The sequence below is a fragment of the Mycobacterium sp. genome, assembly GCF_049278535.1.
GTDB lineage: Bacteria > Actinomycetota > Actinomycetes > Mycobacteriales > Mycobacteriaceae > Mycobacterium.
In genome coordinates, this window is sequence record NZ_JBAPMI010000167.1 from 1 (window position 1) to 24,614 (window position 24,614).

General features: G+C 64.9%; 20 protein-coding genes and 1 pseudogene. 7 read left to right on the forward strand and 14 right to left on the reverse strand.

Annotation, left to right across the window (positions count from 1 at the left end):
* The 3 genes and pseudogenes from WAO18_RS11090 to WAO18_RS11100 form a co-directional block, all read right to left on the reverse strand.
* The coding region (locus tag WAO18_RS11090) for a PPE family protein (protein WP_422206332.1) at positions 1–921 on the reverse strand (921 nt) is incomplete at its 3' end.
* Between the two features lie 167 nt (positions 922–1,088).
* A pseudogene (locus WAO18_RS11095) lies at positions 1,089–1,184 on the reverse strand (hypothetical protein); the annotation flags it as partial.
* 134 nt (positions 1,185–1,318) lie between these two features.
* Entirely contained in the window at positions 1,319–2,239 is a 921-nt protein-coding gene (locus WAO18_RS11100; RefSeq protein WP_422206333.1) for a heme o synthase, read from the reverse strand.
* Positions 2,240–2,477: 238 nt separating this feature from the next.
* Between WAO18_RS11100 and tkt the strand changes: the two genes are divergently transcribed.
* From tkt to WAO18_RS11135, 7 genes are all read left to right on the forward strand, one after another.
* Positions 2,478–4,580 (forward strand): transketolase, encoded by a 2,103-nt coding sequence (gene tkt, locus WAO18_RS11105; protein ID WP_422206334.1) that lies wholly within the window; start codon positions 2,478–2,480, stop codon positions 4,578–4,580.
* 15 nt (positions 4,581–4,595) lie between these two features.
* Positions 4,596–5,714: a transaldolase gene (gene tal, locus WAO18_RS11110; protein WP_422206335.1), complete on the forward strand. Its 1,119-nt coding sequence runs from the start codon at positions 4,596–4,598 to the stop codon at positions 5,712–5,714.
* Positions 5,711–7,261 (forward strand): glucose-6-phosphate dehydrogenase, encoded by a 1,551-nt coding sequence (zwf, locus tag WAO18_RS11115; RefSeq protein WP_422206336.1) that lies wholly within the window; start codon positions 5,711–5,713, stop codon positions 7,259–7,261. The genes tal and zwf overlap by 4 nt, the downstream gene beginning before the upstream one ends.
* 58 nt (positions 7,262–7,319) lie before the next feature.
* Complete coding sequence (opcA, locus tag WAO18_RS11120) at positions 7,320–8,231, forward strand: glucose-6-phosphate dehydrogenase assembly protein OpcA (RefSeq protein WP_422206337.1); 912 nt, start codon at positions 7,320–7,322, stop codon at positions 8,229–8,231.
* Positions 8,228–8,971, forward strand: coding sequence for a 6-phosphogluconolactonase (gene pgl / locus WAO18_RS11125; RefSeq protein WP_422206338.1), 744 nt, complete (start codon positions 8,228–8,230; stop codon positions 8,969–8,971). The genes opcA and pgl overlap by 4 nt, the downstream gene beginning before the upstream one ends.
* A gap of 173 nt (positions 8,972–9,144) precedes the next feature.
* Positions 9,145–9,543 (forward strand): ATPase, encoded by a 399-nt coding sequence (locus tag WAO18_RS11130; RefSeq protein WP_422206339.1) that lies wholly within the window; start codon positions 9,145–9,147, stop codon positions 9,541–9,543.
* Between the two features lie 3 nt (positions 9,544–9,546).
* Positions 9,547–10,839: a cytochrome P450 gene (locus tag WAO18_RS11135; protein WP_422206340.1), complete on the forward strand. Its 1,293-nt coding sequence runs from the start codon at positions 9,547–9,549 to the stop codon at positions 10,837–10,839.
* Positions 10,840–10,858: 19 nt separating this feature from the next.
* Here WAO18_RS11135 and ppc read toward each other — a convergent pair whose 3' ends face one another.
* From ppc to WAO18_RS11190, 11 genes are all read right to left on the reverse strand, one after another.
* Positions 10,859–13,651, reverse strand: a complete 2,793-nt coding sequence (gene ppc, locus WAO18_RS11140) for a phosphoenolpyruvate carboxylase (protein WP_422206341.1) — start codon at positions 13,649–13,651, stop codon at positions 10,859–10,861.
* Positions 13,652–13,696: 45 nt separating this feature from the next.
* Positions 13,697–13,933, reverse strand: a complete 237-nt coding sequence (gene secG, locus WAO18_RS11145) for a preprotein translocase subunit SecG (RefSeq protein WP_422206342.1) — start codon at positions 13,931–13,933, stop codon at positions 13,697–13,699.
* Between the two features lie 44 nt (positions 13,934–13,977).
* On the reverse strand, positions 13,978–15,174 hold the full coding sequence (locus tag WAO18_RS11150) for a PecA family PE domain-processing aspartic protease (RefSeq protein ID WP_422206343.1): 1,197 nt from the start codon (positions 15,172–15,174) through the stop codon (positions 13,978–13,980).
* A gap of 143 nt (positions 15,175–15,317) precedes the next feature.
* A complete protein-coding gene (locus WAO18_RS11155) occupies positions 15,318–16,541 on the reverse strand; it encodes a PecA family PE domain-processing aspartic protease (RefSeq protein ID WP_422206344.1) in 1,224 nt (407 codons plus the stop codon).
* A gap of 140 nt (positions 16,542–16,681) precedes the next feature.
* The gene (gene tpiA, locus WAO18_RS11160; RefSeq protein WP_422206345.1) at positions 16,682–17,467 is read right to left on the reverse strand and encodes a triose-phosphate isomerase; all 786 of its coding nucleotides are present in this window, start codon (positions 17,465–17,467) and stop codon (positions 16,682–16,684) included.
* A gap of 13 nt (positions 17,468–17,480) precedes the next feature.
* Positions 17,481–18,692: a phosphoglycerate kinase gene (locus WAO18_RS11165; RefSeq protein WP_422206346.1), complete on the reverse strand. Its 1,212-nt coding sequence runs from the start codon at positions 18,690–18,692 to the stop codon at positions 17,481–17,483.
* 2 nt (positions 18,693–18,694) lie between these two features.
* A complete protein-coding gene (gap, locus tag WAO18_RS11170; RefSeq protein WP_422206347.1) occupies positions 18,695–19,717 on the reverse strand; it encodes a type I glyceraldehyde-3-phosphate dehydrogenase in 1,023 nt (340 codons plus the stop codon).
* Between the two features lie 106 nt (positions 19,718–19,823).
* Positions 19,824–21,236 carry a phytoene desaturase family protein gene (locus WAO18_RS11175; protein ID WP_422206348.1) on the reverse strand — a complete coding sequence of 471 codons (1,413 nt, stop codon included), beginning with the start codon at positions 21,234–21,236 and terminating at the stop codon, positions 19,824–19,826.
* Positions 21,233–22,966, reverse strand: a complete 1,734-nt coding sequence (locus tag WAO18_RS11180) for a DUF3556 domain-containing protein (protein ID WP_422206349.1) — start codon at positions 22,964–22,966, stop codon at positions 21,233–21,235. Before WAO18_RS11180 ends, WAO18_RS11175 begins: the two co-directional genes overlap by 4 nt.
* Positions 22,967–23,051: 85 nt before the next feature.
* Entirely contained in the window at positions 23,052–24,029 is a 978-nt protein-coding gene (gene whiA, locus WAO18_RS11185; RefSeq protein WP_422206351.1) for a DNA-binding protein WhiA, read from the reverse strand.
* On the reverse strand, positions 24,026–24,614 hold a 589-nt coding region (locus WAO18_RS11190), incomplete at its 5' end, for a 2-phospho-L-lactate transferase CofD family protein (RefSeq protein ID WP_422206350.1). The genes WAO18_RS11190 and whiA, both read right to left, overlap by 4 nt.

A 24,614-nucleotide genomic window follows, 5' to 3' on the forward strand; every position in this document is an offset into this window, starting at 1 on the left:
AGGCAGAGTCGAGGTGTGGGGCGTCGGCGCAGCAGGGCCGACGGGAATCTGGGTGTCGGCCTGAATCGCGGCCAGCGCACCCAGGCCAGCCAGACCTCCCGCTGCCGCGGCAGGCGCGATGAGCGGAAAAGCGAAAACTTCCGGGAATGCCTGAACAAACTCGATTGCGTGGCCGAATTCGTCTGCCGCGAGTGCCCCGACGTCAGACACCAACTGGGTGAACCCTTGCACCGGATTCTGTTCGATCAGGCCGATGTCCCGCCGCAAGGTCTGAGTGACTTCAGTAATTCGGTTGAGGTACCAAAACAGGTTGTAGGGGTTGCCGCCATCGTTGTCGATGGGCGGCAGAGTCGAACCGCCGGTATCACCATCGGCGGGCTCGGCGTTGACAATCTGCGGCGCCGCATCGGTCGGCGGCGAGGCCGCCAGTGCGCTGCTGGACACCGCCTGATATGTCGTCATCGTGGTGGCCGCCTGGATCCACATCCGCACGTAGTCGGCCTCGTTGAGTGCAATCGGAATCGTGTTGATGCCAAAGAAATTCGTCGCCAGCAGCACCCCATGCACCACGTGGTTGGTGGCCAGTTCCGGCATGGTCGGCATCGCGGCCACCGCCGCCGTGTAGGCCGCCGCCGCCGTCTCGTGCTGGACGGCCTCGGCGGCGCTTTTCGCGCTGGCCTGCATCAGCCAGGCCAAGTAGGGCACATGGGCGGCCACGTAGCGCTCGGCGCTCGGGCCCTGCCAAGCCCCGGCCTGCACCGCCGCGAGCACGTCGCTGAGTTCGTCAGCGACGTCGGCGTACTCCGTACTCAGCGAACTCCACGCGCTCGCCGCCGCCAGCAACGCCCCGGGGCCAGGGCCGCTGCTCAGCATCGCCGAATGGACCTCGGGCGGCGACGCCATCCACACCGGCGCCGTCATAAGCCCGCGGGCGCGCCGACACGAACCGGTGAGATCACGACGGCATTCAATACGACGCGCCGTCGTAGTACAAGACCCGATGCGGGTAGGGGGTATGGGCCGCTGGGAGCCGTCACTGCTTCGGCCGCCAGCGCCCCGGTACAGGCCGCGGGGCCAATCTCGTGCTGTGCGGCCGCGGTCAGCGGTGACCCCGGCCCGGGACCGCTGCTGAGCAACGTCAAATGCACCTCCGGCGGCAACGCCATACACACCGGCGCGGTCATACCGCGCTAACCGAACTGTGCTCGTAATCAGCTGTCGATGAGGTCACGACGGCATTGAAAACTACGCCGTGTCGTAGCCGCAAGACCCCGTCGGGGTATGGGGTATTCGCAGGTCCAGGACCTGGGAGCGGTGCTTAGACCCGCAAAAGCGTCGGCAGCGCCAACGCCGAATCGACCGCAAGCGCGCAGAAAACCACCGCAAGGTAGTTGTTCGATTTCAGGAACAATCGCAGCGGCTTGACCGGCTCACCGCGCCGCACACCCGCGTAGAGCTGATGCGCCATCGTCAGGAACCACACCCCCGCGACCGCGGCAACCGCGGTATAGAGCCATCCGGCGGCCAGGGCCAGCGTCAGCGTCGCGGCCACGGTCAGCCAGGTGTAGATCAGGATCTGCTTAGTGACCTGACGTTCCGTCGCGACGGCCGGCAGCATCGGCACACCCGCCGCCTTGTAGTCGTCCTTGTAACGCATCGCCAGCGCCCAGGTGTGCGGCGGTGTCCAGAAGAAGATGATCGCGAACATCACCAGAGCCGGCCACGCGATCGTGCCGGTGACAGCCGACCAGGCGATCATCACCGGCATGCAACCGGCGGCGCCGCCCCACACCACGTTCTGTGAGGTCCGGCGCTTGAGCAGCAGGGTGTAGACGAACACGTAGAACAAGATGGTGCCCACCGCCAGCAGACCCGACAGCAGGTTGGTCGTCCACCACAGCCAGACGAACGAAGCGACACTTAGCACCAGCCCGAACACCAAGGCGCTTCGGGTGGGCACGACCGCACGTGCCAGCGGGCGTCGCGCGGTCCGCTTCATCTTCTTGTCGATGTCGGCGTCGGCCACGCAGTTCAGCGTGTTCGCGCCACCGGCGGCCAGCATCCCGCCGATCAACGTGTTGAGGATGAGCAGCGGATTGACGCTGCCGCGGTGCGCGAGCAGCATCGCCGGAATCGCGGTGACCAGCAACAGCTCGATGACTCGCGGCTTGGTCAGCGCCAAATAAGCCAGCAATATCGTGCTGACTCGACTCGGCGCAACGCGCTCGCGAATGCTCACGCATTGACTCCTCGGATCACAGCAGCGCGCAGCTTCTACTACGCACGATGGTAGACCGCACCGACTGCCCAGCATGCACCGCAGGTCCTATTGACAGCCAATCGGCGGGCATAGCTGCACGCCACCCCGTTGACGGCGCCTGAACAATCGGCCGGCGAAATGGGCTTTGACACGCCCGGAACGTTCCGGCATTAGGGTGGAAGCAGGATCATTCTGCCGACCCCGAGGACTTCAGTACGTGACCACACTCGAAGACATCTCGACCCTCACCCAACCGCACCACCCCGATGACTGGACCGAGGTCGATTCGGCCGCCGTCGACACCGTCCGGGTACTCGCCGCTGACGCGGTCCAAAAAGTGGGCAATGGCCATCCCGGGACGGCGATGAGCCTTGCGCCCCTTGCTTACACGCTGTTTCAGCGCGCGATGCGCCACGACCCCAGCGACCCGCACTGGCTGGGCCGCGACCGGTTCGTGCTGTCCTGCGGCCACAGCAGCCTGACGCTGTACATCCAGCTCTATCTGGGTGGGTTCGGGCTTGAGCTGTCCGACATCGAGGCGCTGCGCACCTGGGGGTCGAAGACACCCGGGCACACCGAGTTCCGGCACACCAAAGGTGTGGAGATCACCACCGGCCCCCTGGGCCAGGGCCTGGCGTCCGCGGTTGGTTTCGCGATGGCGGCACGCTACGAACGCGGCCTGTTCGATCCCGATGCCGCAGCCGGGACAAGCCCGTTCGATCACCACATCTTCGTCATCGCCTCCGACGGCGACATCGAAGAGGGTGTGACGTCGGAGGCCTCGTCGCTGGCAGCCGTACAGCAGCTGGGCAACCTCATTGTGTTCTACGACCACAACGAGATCTCGATCGAGGACGACACCAACATCGCGTTGTGCGAGGACACCGCCGCCCGCTACGAGGCTTATGGCTGGCATGTCCAGCACGTCGAGGGCGGGGAGAACGTCGCCGACATCGAAGAGGCCATAGCCAAGGCCAAGGCGGTCACCGACAAGCCGTCGTTCATTTCGGTCCGGACGATCATCGGCTATCCGGCGCCGAAGTTGATGAACACCGGCAAGGCGCACGGCTCCGCCCTCGGCGACGAAGAGGTCGCGGCGGTCAAGAAGGCTCTCGGATTCGACCCGGACAAGAAGTTTGAGGTCAGCGACGAGGTCATCTCCCACACGCGCGAGCTGGTGCAGCGCGGCAAGGAAGCCCACGAGAAGTGGAACGCCGATTTCGAGGAGTGGGCCAAGCGCGAGCCCGAGCGAAAGAAGCTGCTGGACCGGTTGACCGCCGAGGAGCTGCCCGACGGTTGGGACGCCGACATCCCGCACTGGGAGCCGGGCGACAAGGCGCTGGCCACCCGCGCTGCGTCCGGCAAGGTGTTGAACGCGGTCGGCCCGCACCTGCCCGAGCTGTGGGGCGGCTCAGCCGACTTGGCGGGCAGCAACAACACCACCATGGACAACGTGAAATCCTTTGGCCCGCCGTCGATTACGACGAAGGATTACACCGCGGACTGGTACGGCCGCACACTGCACTTCGGCGTCCGCGAACACGCGATGGGCTCGATCTTGTCCGGCATTGTCTTGCACGGCCCGACTCGCGCCTATGGCGGAACATTCCTGCAGTTCTCCGATTACATGCGCCCCGCGGTGCGACTTGCCGCCCTGATGGACATCGACACCATCTACGTCTGGACGCACGACTCGATCGGTCTCGGCGAAGACGGCCCGACCCATCAGCCCATCGAGCACCTCGCAGCACTGCGCGCCATTCCGAAGCTGTCGGTGGTTCGTCCCGCGGACGCTAACGAGACCGCCTACGCCTGGCGGACCATCCTGGCCCGCGGCAACGGCAGCGGCCCGGTCGGCCTCATCCTGACCCGCCAGGGTGTGCCGATTCTCGAAGGCACCAGCTACGAAGGCGTGGCAAAGGGTGGATACATCCTGGGCAAAGAGGCCGACGGCCGGGAAGGTCAAGCGCCCGACGTGGTTTTGATCGCCACCGGCTCCGAGGTCCAGCTGGCCGTCGAGGCGCAAAAGTTGTTGGCAGACAAGGACATTGTCGCGCGCGTGGTGTCAATGCCATGTGTCGAATGGTTCGAGTCCCAGTCGGACCAGTACCGCAACAGCGTGCTGCCCCCCTCGGTGTCGGCACGGGTCGCCGTCGAGGCCGGCATCGCGCAAAGTTGGCACAAGCTGGTCGGCGATACCGGCGAGATCGTTTCGATCGAGCACTACGGGGAATCCGCCGATGAGAAGACTTTGTTCCGCGAATTCGGGTTCACCCCCGAAGCCGTCGTCGACGCCGCCGAACGAACAATCGACAACTAAGCGAAGGGAAAAGCCATGACTCAGAATCCCAATCTCGCCGCTCTGAGCTCCGCCGGCGTATCGGTCTGGCTGGACGACCTGTCCCGGCAGCGTTTGCAGTCCGGCAATCTGCAAGAGCTGATCGACACCAAGAGCATCGTCGGGGTTACCACCAACCCGTCGATTTTCCAGAAGGCGTTGGCCGAGGGCGACGCCTACGACGCTCAGATCGCCGAGCTCGCCGAGCGTGGCGCTGACGTGGACGCCACCATCCGTACGGCGACCACCGACGACGTCCGCAACGCCTGCGACGTGCTGCGGCCGCAGTGGGAGGCCTCCGACGGCGTTGACGGCCGGGTGTCGATCGAAGTCGACCCGCGAATGGCGCACGACACCGACAAGACGGTCAAACAGGCCGTCGAGCTGTGGAAGATCGTCGACCGGCCAAACCTGTTCATCAAGATCCCGGCCACCAAGGCCGGTCTGCCTGCCATCACGTCGACTCTGGCCGAAGGGATTTCGGTCAACGTCACGCTGATCTTCTCAGTGGAGCGTCACCGCGAGGTGATGGACGCCTACCTCGGAGGGCTCGAGGCCGCCAAGTCGGCAGGGCATGACTTGTCCAAGATCCACTCCGTGGCATCGTTTTTCGTGTCACGCGTCGACACCGAGATCGACAAACGCCTCGAAAAGCTCGGCTCGGCCGACGCGCTCGCGTTGCGCGGCGAGGCCGGCGTTGCCAACGCCCGGCTGGCGTACGCGGCTTACCAGGAGGTCTTCGTCGGCGGCGATCGCTTCGCGCAACTCGGGGCCGACGGGGCGCGGGTGCAGCGGCCGCTGTGGGCATCGACGGGCGTGAAGAATCCCGACTATTCCGACACGCTGTACGTGACCGAGTTGGTGGCGCCGAACACCGTGAACACCATGCCGGAGGCGACCATTGACGCCGTCGCCGACCATGGCGTCGTCACCGGCGACACGGTCACCGGTACCGCATCAGCTGCGCAGGAAGTGTTCGACAAGCTCGAAGCGGTCGGCATCGACCTGACCGACGTGTTCCTCGTTCTGGAGAACGAAGGTGTCGAGAAGTTCGAGGCCTCGTGGAAAGAGCTGCTGGACGAGACCCAGGCTCAGCTGCAGTCCGCCGACAAATGAGCCCAGCCGGAACCCGGAACAATTCTGGGCAATGGCAAAACCCGTTGCGGGACAAGTGCGATAAGCGCTTGCCGCGAATTGCCCCGCCGTGCGCGCTAGTGATCTTCGGCGTGACCGGCGACTTGGCCCGCAAAAAGGTGGTTCCGGCGATCTACGACCTGGCCAACCGTGGTCTGTTGCCGCCCAACTTCGCGCTGGTGGGCTTTGCCCGGCGCGACTGGGACGACGCCGCCTTCGCCCAGGAGGTTCTCCAGGTCGTCAAGGAGCATTCCCGCACACCGTTCCGCCAAGCGATCTGGGATCGGCTCGCCGACGGATGCCGTTTCGTAGAAGGTACTTTCGACGATGACGCCGCGTTCAGCCGGCTCGCCGAGGTCCTGGACAAGCTGGACGCGGAACGAGGCATCGGCGGCAACCACGCCTTCTATTACGCGATCCCGCCGAAGAGTTTCCCGATCGTCTGTGAGCAGTTGAACAAGGCCGGGTTGGCCGAGGCGCACGACGACAGCTGGAGCCGGGTGGTCATCGAGAAGCCATTCGGGCATGACCTGGACAGTGCCCGCGAGCTCAACAAGGTGGTCAACAGCGTCTTTCCCGAGGATTCGGTCTTTCGCATCGACCACTACCTGGGTAAGGAGACGGTGCAGAATATCTTGGCGCTGCGCTTCGCCAACCAGTTGTTCGACCCGATCTGGAACGCGCACTACGTCGACCACGTCCAGATCACTATGGCCGAAGACATCGGTCTGGGAGGTCGGGGCGGCTACTACGACGGCATCGGTGCCGCGCGTGACGTGATCCAGAACCACCTGATGCAGTTGCTGGCCTTGACCGCGATGGAAGAACCGGTCAGCTTTCTTCCCGCCGAGTTGCAGACCGAGAAGATCAAGGTGCTCTCCTCGATCCAATTGGCGGAGCCGTTGGACGAGACCAGCTCGCGTGGCCAGTACAGCGCGGGCTGGCAGGGCGGCGAGCACGTCATCGGGTTACTCGACGAGGCGGGCTTCTCCAAAGACTCGACCACCGAGACCTTCGCCGCCATCACGCTCGAGGTGAACACCCGCCGCTGGGCGGGGGTGCCGTTCTACTTGCGAACCGGAAAACGGTTGGGCCGCCGGGTTACCGAGATCGCGCTGGTGTTCAAGAAGGCGCCGCATCTGCCGTTCGACGCGACCATGACCGAGGAGTTGGGGGCCAACGCCCTGGTGATTCGAGTGCAGCCCGACGAAGGTGTGACGTTACGATTCGGGTCCAAGGTGCCCGGCAGCATGGAAGTCCGCGACGTCAACATGGACTTCTCCTACGGCTCGGCATTCGCCGAGGAGTCTCCCGAGGCCTATGAGCGGCTGATCCTCGATGTGCTACTCGGTGAGCCGTCACTATTTCCGGTGAACGCCGAAGTCGAATTGTCTTGGGAGATATTGGATCCTGTGCTCGACCGTTGGGCCGAACGCGGCAAACCCGACCCCTACGAATCGGGCACCTGGGGCCCGGCATCAGCGTTCGAGATGTTGCGCCGCACCGGCCGGGAATGGCGGCGACCGTGACCGCCGGCGACGATAACCAGCTCAGTGCGACCGGAAAAGGCAGCGAGGAGCGGCGCTTGTGATTGTGGAATTGCCCGACACCAGCACCACCGAGATCAACAAAAAGCTCAATGAGCTTCGCGAGAAGACCGGCGCGGTGACCCTCGGCCGGGTACTGACGCTGGTGATCGCACCCGACACCGATGCGCTGCTAGAGGAATCCATCGCGGCCGCCAATGCGGCCAGCCACGAGCACCCCAGCAGGGTAATCGTGGTGATGGCCGGCGACACCGATGCCGCCGACGCACGCCTGGACGCTCAACTACGGGTCGGTGGCGAGGACGCGGTCGGAGAGGTTGTGGTCCTTCGGCTTTCGGGCCCGCTGGCAGGGCACAACAGCAGTGTTGTAGTGCCGTTCCTGTTGCCTGACATCCCGGTGGTGGCTTGGTGGCCCGATGTCGCCCCCGCCGCTCCCGCACAGGACCCGTTGGGGCAGTTAGCGATTCGGCGCATCACCGATGCCACCAATGGGGCCGACCCGTTGAGCGCGATCAAAAGCAGGCTGCCGGGCTACACCCCCGGCGACACCGATCTGGCCTGGAGCCGCATCACCTACTGGCGTGCGCTGCTCGCTTCGGCCATCGACCAGCCACCGCATGAGCCGATCACCTCGGCGGTCGTGTCTGGGCTGAAGACCGAACCCGCACTCGACATCCTCGCCGGCTGGTTGGCCGCCCGCGTCGACGGGCCCGTCCGGCGCGTCGTCGGCGAGCTCAAAGTCGAACTGGTGCGTCCGACCGAGACCGTCACACTCCGCAGACCGCAGCAAGGACACACCGCGACGTTGAGCCGCACCGGCAAGCCCGACGCGCTCGTCCCGCTGCAACGCCGAGACGTGCCCGAATGCCTGGCCGAAGATCTCCGGCGGTTGGATGCGGACACGATCTACTTCGCAGCGTTGGAGGGCATCGATCGGGTGGAGTACGCATGAGCCCGTCAGTAGAAACGTTCACGGACAGCGACCTGCTGGTTGCTGCGGCCGGCGAGCGATTGATCGACGTCGTCGGGGCCGCCATTGCCGCACGCGGACGGGCCCTGATCGTGCTGACCGGCGGTGGCAACGGGAACCGGCTGCTGCGCTTCCTGAGCAGCCAGTCACGCCGAGTCGACTGGACCAAGGTGCATGTGTTCTGGGGCGATGATCGTTACGTCGCCGACGATGACGACGAACGTAACTACAAGCAGGCCCGCGAGGCATTGCTGGATCACGTCGACATTCCAGCCCGCAACGTGCACCCCATGCCGGCCGCCGACGGCGAATTCGGCAGCGATTTGGGCGCCGCTGCGCTGGCGTACGAGCAAATCCTTGCCGGGAATGCCGAACCCGGCGATCCCGCACCGAATTTCGACATTCATCTGCTCGGGGTGGGGCCCGAAGGACACATCAATTCGCTGTTCCCCGACACACCGGCAGTGCGCGAGACAACCCGGATGGTGGTCGACGTCGAGGATTCACCAAAGCCACCACCCCAACGAATTACGTTGACGCTCCCAGCTATCCAGCGTTCCCGTGAGGTTTGGCTGCTGGTCTCAGGCGCCGAGAAAGCCGAAGCGGTAGCCGCAGCCGTCGAGGGTGCCGCCCCGGTGTCGATACCGGCGGCCGGCGCGATCGGCCGCGAGAACACCATATGGTTCCTCGACTCCGGGGCCGCCAGCCAGCTGCCTGCCTAGCTCCGCCGCTCGGCCCGCCCGTCCGCATAACCGCGCCGATAGTCCTGCAGCCGCTGAACGATGTCGGGCGATGGGGAGCGCCTGATCGCCGCAGCACAGTACTTGTCCGAATCTCGCCGTTGCATACCCGATCAGACGGGTATCTGGTCCCGGCGGTTCCCGCGACCGCCATAATGAGCGGCATGGCAGATAAAAGCGCCGGTGATCGTCCAGCGCGGCAGCGGATCAAGACGCTCACCCAGGCGGCGATGAACGCCGACGTCACGGTGAACCAGTTGGAAGACGTGTTGGGCGGCCTGGGCGACACCCTGGGCGACCTGAACACGTCGCTGTCGAATCTGAACAGTGCTGTGGGCCGTCTGGACGACGGCCTCGACCATTTCGAGGCCACCCTCGGCCGGATTGACGACCTGATGAGGCGACTGGTCACGCTGGTCGCGCCAGTTGAGGCCATCGTCGAGCGCATCGACTATATGGTCGGGGTCGGCGAGACCGTGATGTCGCCGCTGTCGGTGACCGAGCAGGCAGTTCGCAACGCTTTCAACGCCTTACGCAATCGCGGTAGCCGTTAGGCCGTGCCGCATCCTCAGCCGGTTCCCGATCCCCCATACGCCGAGGGCACCGGCCTGCCGTGGGATGTCTCGGTCACCGATGCCGTCGCGGCAATCGCAGCAGCCCGCGCCGAGTACGGCGACACCTTCACCGTACGCAGCGGGCGCGACCATTACCTGTTCACTTTCTCCCCTGTCGGCGTCGAGTCGTTCTACGCGCTACCCGAGCAGAAAGCCAGCAAGGGTGTCGCCGACTACCTGATGCTGCGCCGGAAACTTCCCGACGAGATCTTCGAGGGACGCCGCCTGCTGCCGAGCACCCTGTTTCGCCGCGACGACGTCGCCGGGTATCTGTCGAATCTCGATCGGGCACTCGATGACACCACCGCCGAATTGGGGTCGACCGGATCGGAGGATGTTTTCGAGCTGACCCGCCGACTGGGCCACCGGATGGGGCTGGCCTCCTGGGCGGGCCCGGGTTCAGCCCGCGGCGAAGCCTTCGAGAATCTGGTTCGGGCGTTCGACACTCTCGACGGCTCAGACGCTTTCGTGCACCCCGACGCGATGGCGGTGGTCGCGGCCTCCCAGAAGCGGGCCGAGCGCGCTGCCCTGGACGAGATCATTGACATCGTCGCCGACGCCGTGCGCCGCCGGGAAAAAGGTGACTCCGGCGATCAGACCCTGTTCGACAGGATCGTCGATGCGTGGCATACCGAGCCGGGCGACAACAGGATTCGCGGCATCGCTCACGACGTCGCGCTGATCCACATCGCCTCGATGTCCAACCTGGCGGCCGCGCTGGGTTGGGCATTGGTCGATCTCCTCGAGCATCCGGCGCAGCTGGCGCAGGTCGTCGCCGGCGATGGAGACTTGGCGCAACGGTGCGCGCTGGAGTCGACACGGCTGGCACAGCGGTCCATCATGTCCCGCGCCGTGCTGTCCCCTGTCGTTCTGGACACCGGTGAGGTCAGCTATCAGGTGCCGCCCGGTTGGACCATCGCGACATTGCTGCCCCTGCTGAACACTTCCGTCGCACCCGGACTCGAGCGCTGGGAGCCGGACCGATGGACGCGGCACCGGCTGACCGATGAGAAGTCGCTGCCCTCGCCGATGCTGGTGACGGCGTTCGGCCACGGACGGCATTCGTGTCCGGCACAGCCGTTTTCGCTGTCAGCCATGACGGCGACGATGACCCGACTGCTCGGCTTCTATCAGATGACACCGAATTGGACGACGCACCCGCGACCGGTTCCGGCTCAGATCGGCGGCGTGGCACGGGCCGACGGGCAATGTCGCCTCGACTACGCGCTTCGCTGAAGCCGCCGACTGAAGTGACCTAACCGCTGTTTCGCAACGCGCTGGCCAGGCCGTTCATCGTCAACAGGATTCCGCGCTGCACCAGCTCGTCGTCGTCGCCGGAGCGGTAACGCCGCAGCAATTCGACCTGCAGGTGATTCAGCGGCTCCAGATACGGGAATCGGTTGAACACCGATCGGGCCAGTGCCGGGTTGTCGGCGAGCAAGTTGTCCTGGCCGGTAATCAGCTTGTGCGCGTTGATACATCGCTGATGCTCGGCGGCGATCTTGTCGAACACCCGCCGCCGCAGCGATTCGTCTTCGACGAGCTCGGCATAGCGGGCGGCTAAGCCGAGATCGGTTTTCGCCAGAACCTGCGCCATGTTCGAGAGCACGGTCTGGAAGAACGGCCAGCGCTGGTACAGGTCGCGCAGTGTTTCGAGGCGTCCTTTGCCGCCGGCGATCCAGTCCTCGATCGCCGACCCGGTCCCGTACCACCCGGGCAGCATCACCCGTGACTGGCTCCAAGCCATCACCCACGGGATCGCCCGCAGATCTGAGATCGACGACGTCGGTTTGCGTGACGTCGGCCTACTGCCCACATTCAGCGAACCGATCTCACTGACCGGGGTGGACTGCAGAAAGTAATCAACGAACCCCTCAGTGTCGTGCACTAATTCGGAGTAGGTGCGCTGTGCCCGATCAGCAAGATCATCCAGGATCTCGTAGGCCGGGTCGGCCGCATCACCGAGCCCCTCGACGTCGAGCAGGGTCGACTCCAGGGTGGCTGCCAGCAAGGTTTCCAAGTTGCGCTGAGCCATTTGCGGCTCTGCATATTTGGCGGCGATCACCTCTCCTTGTTCAGTCAGGCGCAGCGAACCGTTCACCGCTCCTGGTGGTTGAGCGAGGATGGCTTCATAGCTTGGCCCTCCACCCCGGCCCACGGTGCCACCGCGACCGTGGAAGAGCCGCAACCGAATTCGGGTTTTGCGTGCCGATTCGACAAGGTCGAGTTCCGCCCGGTAGAGCGCCCAGTTGGCGGTCAGGTAGCCGCCGTCTTTGTTGGAGTCGGAGTAGCCGAGCATGATCTCTTGGCTGTCGGCACGGGAGCGCACGATGCGCTGGTAGACCGGAAGGTCAAGTGCTGCTTCGAGAATCGATGCGCCGCGGTGCAGGTCGTCGATCGTCTCGAACAGCGGGACGATGCCCACCGGGCAGTACGGGTCATCGCCGGAGGCGTCGAGCAGCCCGCATTCCTTCAGCAGGATGCCGGCTTCCAGCAGGTCGGAGACGGAGCGACACATCGAGATGATGTAGTTGGGCACCGCGGGCGGGCCGTAGATGGCGACAGCACGTGCCGCGGCGTTGATGATCGCGAGTTCCTTGCGGGCCAAGTCAGATAGCTGCTCGCGGTCGCCGACCAATGGTCGTCGGGTGCCCAGTTCGTCGGCGAGTACGTTTACCCGTTCGTCTTCGCTCAATGAGCCGTAGTCGGGATGCACACCGGCCCAGGCGAGCAACTCGGCGACCACTTCCTCGTGGACGTCGGAGTTCTGTCGCATGTCAAGGCCGGACAGGTGAAAACCGAAGACGTGCACGGCCTCTCGCAGTTGGGCCAGCCGGTCATTGGCCAACAGGGTGCTGCCGTTGGCCCGTAGCGAGGCGTCGACGATGTCGAGATCGGCAAGCAACTCCCCCGGAGTCTGGTAGGGCGGCAAGTCGAGGTCGAGCAAGTTGGCCGGCTGTTCATCGAGGATCTGCTCGGCAGTGGCGGTGAGCCGAGCATGGATGACACGCAGCGCGCGGCGGTAGGGCTCGTCGGCGCGGGCCGGCTCTTCGCAGCGCTCGGCCAGCTCGCTCAGTTCGTCGGTCACCGAGACCAGTCGCGCCGACATCGACAGTTCTTGCTCCAGCGCGGTCAGCTGGGCCAGATGATTGCCCAGCGCGGTGAAAGCCGCGCTGCCGGTGGCCAATCGGACCACATCGGCGGTGACATTCGGGTTGCCATCGCGGTCGCCGCCGATCCATGAACCCGGTCGCAGGATCGGTTCGGTGAGCAGGTCGGCGTCGGGCCAGCGGCTGCGCAGTGCTTCGCGGACCTCGGCGTTGACCTTCGGCATCACGTCGAAAAACGCTGCCTGGTAATAGCGCAGGCCAACGGCGATCTCGTCGGAGATCTGCAGCCGTGACAGCCGTACCAGCGCGGTCTGCCACAGCGTGAGGACTTGGCGCCGCAGCTCGGTGTCGATGTCGTCGCCATCATCGGTCTCGGTCACGCCGTGGGAATGCAGCCGCATCAGCTGGGTGATGCGGTGCTGCGCGTCGAACACCGTCCGGCGCCGGGTCTCGGTCGGATGGGCGGTGATGACCGGGGAGACCAGCGCGCCGGTCAGCGCTTCGGCGACAGCAGCGGCGTCCAGCTGCGCGGAGTCCAGCTTCTGATACGTGGCGGCCAGGGTGCTGTCTTGAGGCTTGTCGCCGGCGGCGACGTGGATGGCGCGACGGCGTTCGCGGTGAATGTCTTCGGCCACGTTGGCCAGCAACGCGAAGTGGCTGAACGCACGAATCACCGGGAGCGCCTTGCGGATCTCGATGCCGTCGAACATCTGCGCCACCTCGGCCCGCTCGATCTCCGAACGGCGTACCCGGAAGGATGCGATCCGGGCTCGTTCGACCAAGTCGAACACCTCGTCACCGTTCTGCTCGCGGACGGTGTCGCCAAGGATCGTGCCGAGCAGCCGAATGTCTTCGCGCATTGGCTCGGTGGCTTCGCGGCCTATTCGAGTGCGCTGTACCGCGCCGAAGGGCTCCAGAGAGTCGGGTGCGTCAGCCATACCTACCAGTATCAGGGCGGTTGGCTGTCTTTGCCTTTCGTGGGGTCAGGCGTTGTATTTAATGCGCAGCGCCACGCCGATGATGGCGACCAGCCAGATGCCGACCACAAACAACGTCAGTCGGTCGAGGTTCTTCTCCACCACCGTCGACCCGGACAGGCTTGACTGCACACCACCACCGAACAGGGTCGACAGGCCGCCACCCTTGGCGCGGTGCAACAGCACCAACAAGACCACCAAAAGGCTGGTGACCACCAGGGTGATCTGCAGAGCCAATTCCATGTCGAACACCATACCGGCCGGCAGACGAGCGCCTCAGACCGGCGCTAGTTGATGCTCGGGCCGATGGTCATGGTGTTGTCGGCGTAGTTGATATAGATCGCGTGGGTCAAGAACGGCTCGACACCACTGTCGATCGAGGTGCCCGAGGTCGCAGTCGGCAGCTCGCCGCTCTGAACCGTGTACTGGTACAGCAACGTCCCGCCCTCGCTGGTGTAAACCGAAATCACCGACCCCGGCGCAACATCGGATGCCAGGGATGACGGGATGGTTCCATAGACACCGCCAGAGTCGACATCGTCGGAAACCGCTGACCCACCAGATACCGTGCCGCCGTTCGTCACGGTTTCATACAGGCTGGCGATCGGTGCACCGTTCACCGTGGTACCGATAATCGGGGCGTCGGAGCCGACGATCAATTCCTTGCCGGGAATGTCCACGGTCACGCCGCCGAAGCTCTCAAACGGGCTGGTGGTCGGACCAGCGGTGTTTTCCCCGATGCCCAGGATGCCGCTCACATCGTTACCGCTGAGGAAGTTCTGGAAGGCATCGTTGGTGAACAGACTTCCGAAGTTCCCCGGCTCCCACGAGTAAAACTCGACGTCGACGGGCCCAGTAGTCGACAGCGCACCGTCGCCGTAATCGACTGGCACGTTGTTGAAGGTCATGTAGAGGTAGTCCACACCGCCGCTGTAGCCGCTCTCGCCGATATGAGAGGGAAACCCGTAGTCCAGCAGCAGCTGCCACAGGTTGTTCGCGCCGAGGTCGCTCTCGGGAACGACCAGGCCGCTGGATCCGGTGTCGACGAGCAGCGGCACGCTGCTGCTGCCGTCGCCGATTGTGGCGTAGACGGCCGGCTCGGTCCCCTCCAGGACAGTCAGCGGAATCGTGCCGCCGGTCGCCGCCGCGGCATCCGCCGTCGGCGCGAGAGCCGACGCAGCGGGCTCAGCCACTGACGGCACCGCCAGGTCGATCGAACCCAAGCCCGCGAGCAAGTGATCGGTCCAGTTAGTCAGATCCAAGGCGGCGGCCGGGTCGAAAGCTCCGATCGAGTCGGCCACGTGAGTCAGCAGCGGCTGGATGATCGGGTCGATCAGGTCTTCGAAGTCGGCATGCGCCGGTGCCGCGGTGACCGCGGATCCGGTCGCCATGGCGGCGGCGAGAAACGCACCGGCGCCGGCGCCGATACCGACCAGCAGGCGGCGGCCTGATGGCGCAGGCTTGTTACCGTCGCGACCAGTCATTCATTCCCCCGACGAGTTGGTGCAGCTTTTGGACCAGCAAAACTTAGCGACCCTGTGTTTCTATCAGGTTTCGTTAAGCTAAACGCCGCCGCCCGGATCGTCAACCTGAACAAACTTGCTCGACGTGAGCCGCCCGGCGTGGGTTAGGACAACAACTCGTCGAAGCTCATGGTGTTGTTGGTGTAGTCGATGTAGATCGGGTGTTCCCGGAATGGGATCTCGCCGCTGTCGATCGACGTACCGGACGTCGACACTGGCAACTCGTTGGCGCCGTTGGCATCATGGCCGACGGTGTAGGAGTACAACTCTGTGCCGCCGTTGCTGCTGTAGACCGTGATCGTGCTGCCCTGTACCGCACCCAGACTCGAAGGAATGGTTCCGTAGACGCCGCCGGAGTCGACGTCGTCGGACACCGTCAAACCCTTTGTCACACCGTTGGTCGTCACGGTTTCATACAGGTTGCTGATCGGGGCACCGTGCACGGTGTAGATGGCAGTACCGGGGTTAGAGTCGCCGACGATCAATTCGTTTTGCGGCAGGTCGACGGTTACCCCGGTATAGCCCGTCGCCTCGAACGGGCTCTCGGTCGGGCCCGCCGTGTTGGCGCCGATACCGAGAATGCCGGTGACATCGTTGTCTTTGAGGAACTCCTCGAAGTTGCGTGGGCCGCCGCTGCCGAATACCCCGTGCGAGTTCCAGACAATATCGACCGGGGTATTCGTGGTGATCAGCTGGCCGTTGCCGTAGTCCACCGTCAAACCGTCGTACTCGCGGTAGGAGTATTGGACCCCACCGCTGTAGCCGCTGTGGCCAAACTTTTCCAGGTGGGCGCCGGCCTGGTGCAGCTCCCGCAGTACCTCCCAGTGTGAGGACCCGAGGTCTTGCCAGGGTATGACGAGGCCGCCCGAGCCCGTGTCCACCAGCAACGACGTGTCCGACCCGTTTACGGTCGCCTGAATGCTCGGCTCGGTGTCCTCCTGGACGGTGATGGGGATATAGGCAGTCCCCGTCGCGGCTTCTGATGTCGTTGTTGTGGAGTCCGCCGTCGCTGCGGTCGATGACAGCGCGGCGGCCGAGTCGAGTGAACCCAGGTGAGCTAGCGCGTGGTCGGCCCACGCAGTCACATCTGCGCCGAAGGCCGTGTCAATGCCGGAAAACGAGTCGGCCACGTGAGTCAGCAGGGGCTGGATGATCGGGTCGACCAGATCGTCAAAATCCGCGCTCGCCGGCGCCGCGGTGACAACCGAACCGATCGCGGCCGCGGCCAGGCACGCGCCGGCGGCTCCCGCCAGAATCGCCAACCGGGGCCGGCGCGCTCTCGCGTCCTGCAACGGTGTGTCGCTGTTGATGCCGTCGCGATCGGTCATGTGATGCCTTCTCGGTACGTGATCTGAGTGGCGTGACCCGCAACCTTAACGAGCCGGTGATTTTCTCAGTTCACGTTAAGGTAAACGCTCGCCGCAAGGCAGTCAACGCAGAAATCTCAACCGCAACAGCTGCGGACCGGTTACGGCAGCGGGCCCCCGGCTGCTATTGCAGAAAGCGTCGCGAACTGCTCGCCGTCCAAGGACGCGCCCCCGACCAGCGCGCCGTCAACGTCCTCCTGGGCGATGAGGTCGCCGATGTTTTTGGCATTGACCGAGCCGCCGTAGAGCACCCGCACGGTCTCGGCGATTTGGGGTGAGGCCAACGAACCCAGTTCCTCGCGCACCGCAGCGCACACCTCCTGAGCGTCGGTGGCGCTGGCCACCCGCCCGGTACCGATCGCCCACACCGGCTCGTATGCGATGACGGTCTGGCCGATCTGTTCGGCCGACAGCCCGGCCAGCGATCCACGCAGCTGATCCTGGCAGTGCCCGACGTGGTCACCGGCTTCGCGGACTTCCAGGTGTTCACCGATGCACACGATCGGCGTCAGTTCGTGCTTGAGCGCGGCAGCGGCTTTGGCGGCCACCAGCGCGTCGTCCTCGTTGTGAAAAGTACGGCGCTCGGAGTGGCCGACGACGGCGTAGTGGCAACCCAACTTGGCCAGAAAAGCCCCGCTGATCTCGCCGGTGTACGCGCCGGAATCGTGCTGCGACACATCCTGGGCGCCGTAGGTGAGCCGCAGCTTGTCGCCGTCGACCAGGGTCTGCACGCTGCGCAGGTCGGTGAACGGCGGAATGACCGCGACGTCGACCTTGTCGAAGTACTTGTCCGGCAACGAGAAAGCGATCTTCTGTACCAGCGCGATCGCCTCGAAGTGGTTGAGGTTCATCTTCCAGTTGCCGGCAATCAACGGCTTGCGACTCATCGTCGTCCTTTGCTCAGGTGGTCAGCACTTCGAGACCGGGCAGCGTCTTGCCCTCAAGGTATTCCAGCGATGCGCCGCCGCCGGTGGAAATGTGCGAGAAGTCGTCGTCAGGCAGTCCCAGCGCCCGAACCGCGGCAGCCGAGTCGCCCCCGCCCACCACGCTGAACGCGCCTTTGCCGGTGGCGGCGGCGATCACTTCGGCGACGCCTTTGGTGCCCGCGGCGAAGGCCGGGAACTCGAAAACCCCCATCGGGCCGTTCCAGAAGATGGTCTCCGCGTTGGACAACAATTTGGTGAAGCGGATGACCGATCCCGGGCCGATGTCCAGGCCCATCTTGCCTTCCGGAATCGCATCGGCGGCAACGACTTCGGATGGCGAATCAGCCTCGAACCGATCGGCGACCACGATGTCTACCGGCAGCCGGATCACGTCGGCGTAGGTGTCGAGCAGTTGCTTGCAGGTGTCGATCATCTCGGTCTGCAGCAGCGACGTCCCCACTGAAAGGCCCATTGCGGCAAGGAATGTGTAGCACATGCCGCCGCCGATCACGATGCTGTCGGCCTTGGTAGCAAGCTGCTCGATCACCCCGAGCTTGTCGGACACCTTCGAACCGCCGAGCACCACCGCGTACGGGCGCCTCGTCGACCCGGTCAGCCGCTCCAATACCCCGACCTCTTCGGCCACCAGCTTGCCCGCGTAGTGCGGCAGCAGCGTCGCGACGTCGTAGACGGAAGCCTGCTTACGGTGCACCACCCCGAACCCGTCGGATACGAAAGCGCCTGTCCGCCCGACTAATTCGACGAGCTCTTCGGCCAGCGCCAGCCGTTCGGTGTCGTCCTTGCTGGTTTCCCGTGCATCGAAGCGGATGTTCTGCAGCAGCAGGACGTCCCCGTCGGCCAGGCGTCCGGCTCGGGCCCGAGCGTCATTGCCCACGACATCGTCGGCCAATTGCACGTCGTTGCCCAATTGCTCACCCAGCGCCGCGGCGACCGGGGCCAGCGACAGTTTCGGATCGGGTTCACCAGTGGGCCGCCCCAGGTGCGCAGCCACCACGACTTTGGCGCCGGCGTCGGCCAGCGCCTTGATCGTGGGCACCGACGCGGTGATACGGCCCGGATCGGTGATGACGCCGTCGTTCAGCGGCACGTTCAGATCGGATCGAACCAGCACGCCTCGGCCCGAAACTCCTTGCGCGAGAAGATCGTCCAGGTTTTGAATAGCCACGGCTACAGCGACTTGCCGACCAGCGCTACCAGATCGACCAGGCGGTTGGAGTAGCCCCACTCGTTGTCGTACCAGGACACCACCTTGGCCTGGTTGTCGATCACCTTGGTCAGGCCGGAGTCGAAGATCGAGCTGTGCGGGTCGGTGACGATGTCGCTGGACACGATCGGGGCGTCGTAGTACTTGAGAATGCCCTTCATCGGGCCGTCGGCGGCGGCCTTCATCGCGGCGTTGATCTGCTCCGCGGTGGCCGACTTGGACAGCTCGGCGGTCAAGTAGGTGACCGAGCCGGTCGGGATCGGCACCCGCAGCGCGTAGCCGTCCAGCTTGCCCTTGAGTTCGGGCAACACCAGACCGATCGCCTTGGCGGCACCGGTGGAGGTCGGCACGATGTTCAGCGCCGCCGCCCGGGCCCGGCGCAGGTCGCTGTGCGGGCCGTCCTGCAGGTTCTGGTCCTGGGTGTAGGCGTGGATGGTGGTCATCAGACCCTTGACGATGCCGAACTCGTCGTTGAGCACCTTGGCGAGCGGGCCGAGGCAGTTCGTCGTGCACGACGCGTTGGAGATGATGTTCTGGCTGCCGTCGTACTTGTCGTCGTTGACGCCCAGCACGATGGTGATGTCCTCGTCGGTGGCCGGCGCGGAGATGATCACCTTCTTGGCCCCGGCGTCCAGGTGACCCTTGGCCTTGGCGGCGTTGGTGAAGATGCCGGTGGACTCGACGACGACGTCGACGCCGATGTCGCCCCACGGCAACGCGGCCGGGCCTTCCTTCACCTCCAGCGCCTTGATCTTCGCGTTGCCGACGACGATGGTGTCCTCGCCTTCAAGGCTGACGTCGTAGGGCAGCCGGCCGAGGATCGAGTCGAATTTCAGCAGATGCGCCAGCGACGCGTTGTCGGTCAGGTCGTTGGCCGCGATCACCTCGATGTCGGTGTCGGCTCCTGCGGCCTGCTGCGCCAGCAGGGCGCGATAGAAGTTGCGTCCGATTCGGCCGAACCCGTTAATACCTACCCGGACCGTCACGTGTCTCTCCTTCGATGCTGACGAAATGCTCGCCGCCAGCCTAGTAGCTGCGAGAATGGGGGGCGAATTCGGTGGTTTAGGTCACGTCGATCGGGCCGCTGACTCGTCAGTGCAGCCGCCGCAGCGCCGATTCCGCGGCGTGATAGCCGCACAGCCCATGGATGCCGGCACCCGGTGGCGTGGACTGCGAGCACAGGTAGACCCCGGGTACGCCGGTGAAGTAGGGGTCGACGGCAATCCGCGGCCGAAACAGCGACTGCAGCCCGTCGTTGGCGCCGCCGATAATGTCGCCGCCGACATAGTTGTGGTTGTAGGCCTCCAGCTCGGCGGTGCTCTTGGATACGGTGGCGACAATCCGGTCCCGGAACCCGGGTGCGAACCGCTCGATCTGCCCGATGACCGCCGCCGTCGCGTCGCCGGTGTAACCGAACGGCACATGAGCGTAGGACCAGATCGGGTTGATGTTGCCGGCAGATCGGGACGGGTCGGCCAAATATTGCTGGCCCACCAGGGTGAAGGGGCGCTGCGGCATCCGGCCCTCCGCGCGCTGCCGCTCGGTATCCGCGGTTTCGGCGAATGTGCCGGCCAGGTGGACGGTCCCGGCGCGTCGGCAATCGGGGTTGGTCCAGGGGATGTGGCCGTCGATGGCGAAGTCGACCTTGAAGGCCGACGATCCCTGCCGGTATCGCCGATACGACCGCTTGATCCGCGCGGGCATCGCATCGCCGTAGATCCGCAGTGCCGCAGCCGGATTCAGGTCCAGCATCACAATGTCGGTGTCAGGGACGTCGCGACGGCTGGTGACGGTGACCCCGGTGGTGATCGCGCCGCCGTGGGTGCGCAGCGCCTCACCCAGTGCGGCGGTGATCGACCCCGATCCACCCACGGCCACCGGCCAGCCGTAGCGGTGGCCGCTGGCCAAGAACATCAGGCCCATCGCCCCGATCAGCGGCCGGTCCAACCGGGTGAACGCGTGGGCGGCGGCACCGCCGTACAGGGCGCGGGCCTGTTCGGTGCGAAACCACCGCGCGATCACCGTCGCCGGCAGCAGTCCCCGCGGTCCGAACGCGGCCAGCCGAAAGGGATGACTCGGCACATGAAGGATCGGGCGCATCAGATCCTCACCCAGCTCGTCGAAACCGCTGGCGAGGTCACCGACCGCCATCCGCCACCGTCGGCCGTCCGAGCCCATGGCCGCGACGGTTCGCTCGATCGACTGGTACTGGACACCGGCCGTGCCGTCGTCGAGCGGATGCGCGCAGTCAACCTCGGCCCACCGCCAGGTCAGCCCGTAGCGGGCCAGGTCGATGTCCTTCCAGACCCGTGAGCCCACCCCCATCGGATGAGCGGCCGAGCAGTAGTCATGGATGACGCCGGGCAGGGTCAACTCCCCCGACTGAGCTCCACCGCCGATGGTGTCAGAGGCCTCCAAAACATGCACGTCAATGCCGTTGCGCGCCAGATGGATTCCGGCAGCCAAACCGTTGGGTCCGGCACCGACGACGACCGCGCGGTTCATAACAGGTGGACAGGCAACTCGTCGTCATCCTCGGGCCACGGCTGACGTGCCAGCATGTCGTCGACGGCGATGTAGCCCGCCTCGATCAAACCGGTCTTCGCGTCGACGATGCGGTACCACTGTTTTTTCGTCTGAATCGGCTGGCCTTCCAGGATGATCACCCGCAGATCGCCCTCTTCCAATTGGCAGCGCTTCTGCACCGCCTCCACCAACTGCTCATTGTGCAGATGGCCTTCGCCGAAATTCCAGCCGATGAGTGGACCGGCAACCGTTTCGCCTTCCCGCATCACGTAGTCCGCTTCATTGTCCAGAGCACGCGCCAGCAGTCCGTTGAGCGCGCGGCCGTGCACATGCATGGACCGGAACGCGCGGGCTTTGTCGCTGATGATCTCGGCGGTGGCCGGGTCGTAGAGCTTGGCAATCTGTTTGGCCGTCAGCGCCGAGCTCTTGACGACGTCGGCGTCGATCTTGTCCTCGATCCCGGCACGGAAGCACCAGACACTCGACGCCCAGTTGCCCGCGTAATAACGCAACGCCGGAAGGAATGAAATCTGTTGCGGGAACATATTTCCGACGATCGGAACCACTGCGAGGGCCGCCATCAGCATGGCCAGCAACAACGGTGAACTGAGATCGTAGATCGAGATATTGCTGTAGTGCCCGAACAGGTAGAACAGCGAGAAGATGAAGAAGATGTTCCACTCCAGCGGAACTCCCATCGGGAGATTGGAAATGATGTTGAGGTGGAAGATCACCATGAAGGCGATCAAGGCCCACCGCCACGGGTGACTGTCAGCGAAAAAGACCAGCACAGCCGGCACGATCAATTCCGCCGTGGTTCCGCCGACATGGGCCATCACTTTTGGTATCCACGTTGGCCGTATGTCGTCGACAGGATCCCGGTACAGCCTGCGCTTCAACCAGTTGAACGCCCGGCCGCGCAGCAGAGCATGGTTACTCGTCATTGCCGCCACCACATATGGAAAATGGTGATTCAACTTGGAAGTCGCTGCGCCCCACCAAAGTCCGAGCATGACGATCTTGAAGGCGGCGATCTGGTCGGTGAAAGGGAAGAAAAATATCAAAAGTTTCAGCCAATAGTGTTCACCACGCGCGGCAAGGAAGATCGTTTTGTCGCGAAGTCCCAACAGCGCCAAGGCGACGATCGTCGGCACGACCAGCATGGGGTCGATCAACCCGACATCGCCGCTCCCCGTTACCGATCCGCCATGGCCGGGCGCAAGCAACGCCCACACGCCGGACGCCAGGACGGTCGCGTACAGACCAACGTCAAAAAGGTTACGAGTGTCGCCACTGGTGAACGGAACCTCCTGCGGCCACGGCGGCAGGCGAATTGTCTTCGGCCGCAACCAATACAGGAATCCGCCGATCGGCGGCCAGAACCGTGCGGTGAGCGGACCCGAGCCACACCCCAACCCCAGCACCTCGAACAGCAGCGTGAAGACAATCAGCTTCTGGTACACGATGGGTTGCGTCCACCACGCCTCGATCCGGCCCAGCCCGCCCAGGCCCGGGGTCAGTGAAATGACCGCGGCGGCGCCTGCGGCGTAGGCGGCCATCTTGAACACGTACAGCAGGTAGATCGCCGACGGCGTTCCAAAGCCATGCTCCACCCAATGCCGGGTCACCACCTGCATTCGCTCTGCCGCCGGGCGGGTATGCCAGGTTTCGTGGTCGACGTCAGGAAGGTCCGGGGAGATGAATCCCATGACGGCCTCGTTTCAGGTGTGCCACCGTTGGCGAAAACAATCTAGCGGCATCATCAGGCCGGCGTGTGCAACTAGCGCAGTAGGCTCAGGCGTCTTCCAGCAGGTCGGGGGTCACTGCGGATTCGGTGTCCGGGATACCGTCCACCTTCGCCTTGCGGTCGGCCATCGACAGCAGTCGCCGAATCCGCCCTGCTACAGCATCTTTGGTCATCGCCGGGTCAGCCAACCGGCCCAGCTCTTCCAACGAGGCCTGCCGGTGTTCGATGCGCAACTTGCCGGCCGCGGCCAAATGGTCGGGCACACCGTCACCGAGTATTTCCAGCGCCCGTTCGACGCGGGCGGCAGCGGCCACCGCGGCACGAGCCGAGCGTCGCAGATTGGCATCGTCGAAATTCGCCAGCCGGTTCGCCGTCGCCCGGACCTCGCGGCGCATCCGCCGCTCCTCCCAGATCAACCGGGTGTCCTGGGCGCCCATCCGGGTCAGCAGCGCTCCAATGGCCTCACCGTCACGCACGACCACTCGGTCGGCACCGCGCACCTCGCGCGCTTTCGCGCTGATCCCGAGTCGGCGTGCCGCACCGACCAGCGCCAGCGCTGCCTCCGGGCCGGGGCAGCTGACTTCCAGCGCCGAGGAGCGGCCCGGCTCGGTCAGCGAACCGTGTGCCAAGAACGCCCCGCGCCAAGCAGCTTCAGAGTCGGCGATGCTGCCCCCGACGACCTGGGCGGGCAAGCCCCGCACCGGCCTGCCACGCAGGTCGAGCAATCCGGTCTGTCGGGCCAGCGCCTCGCCGTCGTTGGCGACCCGCAACACGTATCGCGTCGACTTGCGGATTCCGCTGGCGGACAACACATGCACCACCGCGTTGTAGCCATACAGGTCGAAGATGTCCTTGCGCAGCCGTCGCGCGATGCTGCCCAAGTCGACTTCGGCTTCGACGACCACGCGGCCGGCCACGATGTGCAGACCACCGGCGAACCGCAGCAGTGAGGTCACCTCGGCGCGCCTCGCGCTTACCGCGCTGACCACCAGGCGGCTCAACTCGTCCTTGACTTCGGCCGTCATCGCCACGCGTCGTCACCCCTCGGTCCGTTGCGACCCGGTCCATCTGCGCCGGTTTGTTCCTCGATCGCCACCGCGTCGGTCGACGTTGCAGTCGGCGTCGGACCCGTGTCGCGCACGCTCACCCCATCCAGCGCCGCGGCCAGCTTGCCCGGGTCATGTAAAGGTGTACCAGGCCGGGCCACGTCTGCGAATTGAACCTGGGCATGAAGCAGAGTTGCCGTGCGCCGTAGCTGCTCGCGTTCCCGTTCACTGGGCACCCGCTCCGCGTCGATGATCACGTCGTGCACGGTGAAACTCGGCGCGTGCTGGGCAAGTACGTGCAGATGGCGTTCTACCGAGAATCCGGCGGTCTCGCCCGGCTCGGCGACCAGATTGAGCACCAGCGCGCGCCGGGCCGTCGTAGCCTGCAGCGCTGCGGCCAGCCCGGGCACCAGGACGTGCGGGATCACACTGGTGAACCACGAGCCGGGACCCAGCACCACCAGATCGGCGGACATGATCGCGTCGACGGCCTGCCGGGTCGCCGGCGGATCGCCGGGCAGCAGCCGTACGCGGCGCACCTTCCCCGGCGTGGTGGCGATCGCC

What these genes read in the sequence shown, in the direction of transcription:
- zwf (WP_422206336.1), top strand. Translation starts at nt 5,711, where the DNA reads ATGAGCCCAGCCGGAACCCGGAACAATTCTGGGCAATGGCAAAACCCG.
- WAO18_RS11155 (WP_422206344.1), bottom strand. Translation starts at nt 16,541, where the DNA reads ATGACCGATCGCGACGGCATCAACAGCGACACACCGTTGCAGGACGCG.
- pgl (WP_422206338.1), top strand. Translation starts at nt 8,228, where the DNA reads ATGAGCCCGTCAGTAGAAACGTTCACGGACAGCGACCTGCTGGTTGCT.
- WAO18_RS11175 (WP_422206348.1), bottom strand. Translation starts at nt 21,236, where the DNA reads ATGAACCGCGCGGTCGTCGTCGGTGCCGGACCCAACGGTTTGGCTGCC.
- WAO18_RS11180 (WP_422206349.1), bottom strand. Translation starts at nt 22,966, where the DNA reads ATGGGATTCATCTCCCCGGACCTTCCTGACGTCGACCACGAAACCTGG.
- tpiA (WP_422206345.1), bottom strand. Translation starts at nt 17,467, where the DNA reads ATGAGTCGCAAGCCGTTGATTGCCGGCAACTGGAAGATGAACCTCAAC.
- whiA (WP_422206351.1), bottom strand. Translation starts at nt 24,029, where the DNA reads ATGACGGCCGAAGTCAAGGACGAGTTGAGCCGCCTGGTGGTCAGCGCG.
- tal (WP_422206335.1), top strand. Translation starts at nt 4,596, where the DNA reads ATGACTCAGAATCCCAATCTCGCCGCTCTGAGCTCCGCCGGCGTATCG.
- secG (WP_422206342.1), bottom strand. Translation starts at nt 13,933, where the DNA reads ATGGAATTGGCTCTGCAGATCACCCTGGTGGTCACCAGCCTTTTGGTG.
- WAO18_RS11130 (WP_422206339.1), top strand. Translation starts at nt 9,145, where the DNA reads ATGAGCGGCATGGCAGATAAAAGCGCCGGTGATCGTCCAGCGCGGCAG.
- WAO18_RS11150 (WP_422206343.1), bottom strand. Translation starts at nt 15,174, where the DNA reads ATGACTGGTCGCGACGGTAACAAGCCTGCGCCATCAGGCCGCCGCCTG.
- ppc (WP_422206341.1), bottom strand. Translation starts at nt 13,651, where the DNA reads ATGGCTGACGCACCCGACTCTCTGGAGCCCTTCGGCGCGGTACAGCGC.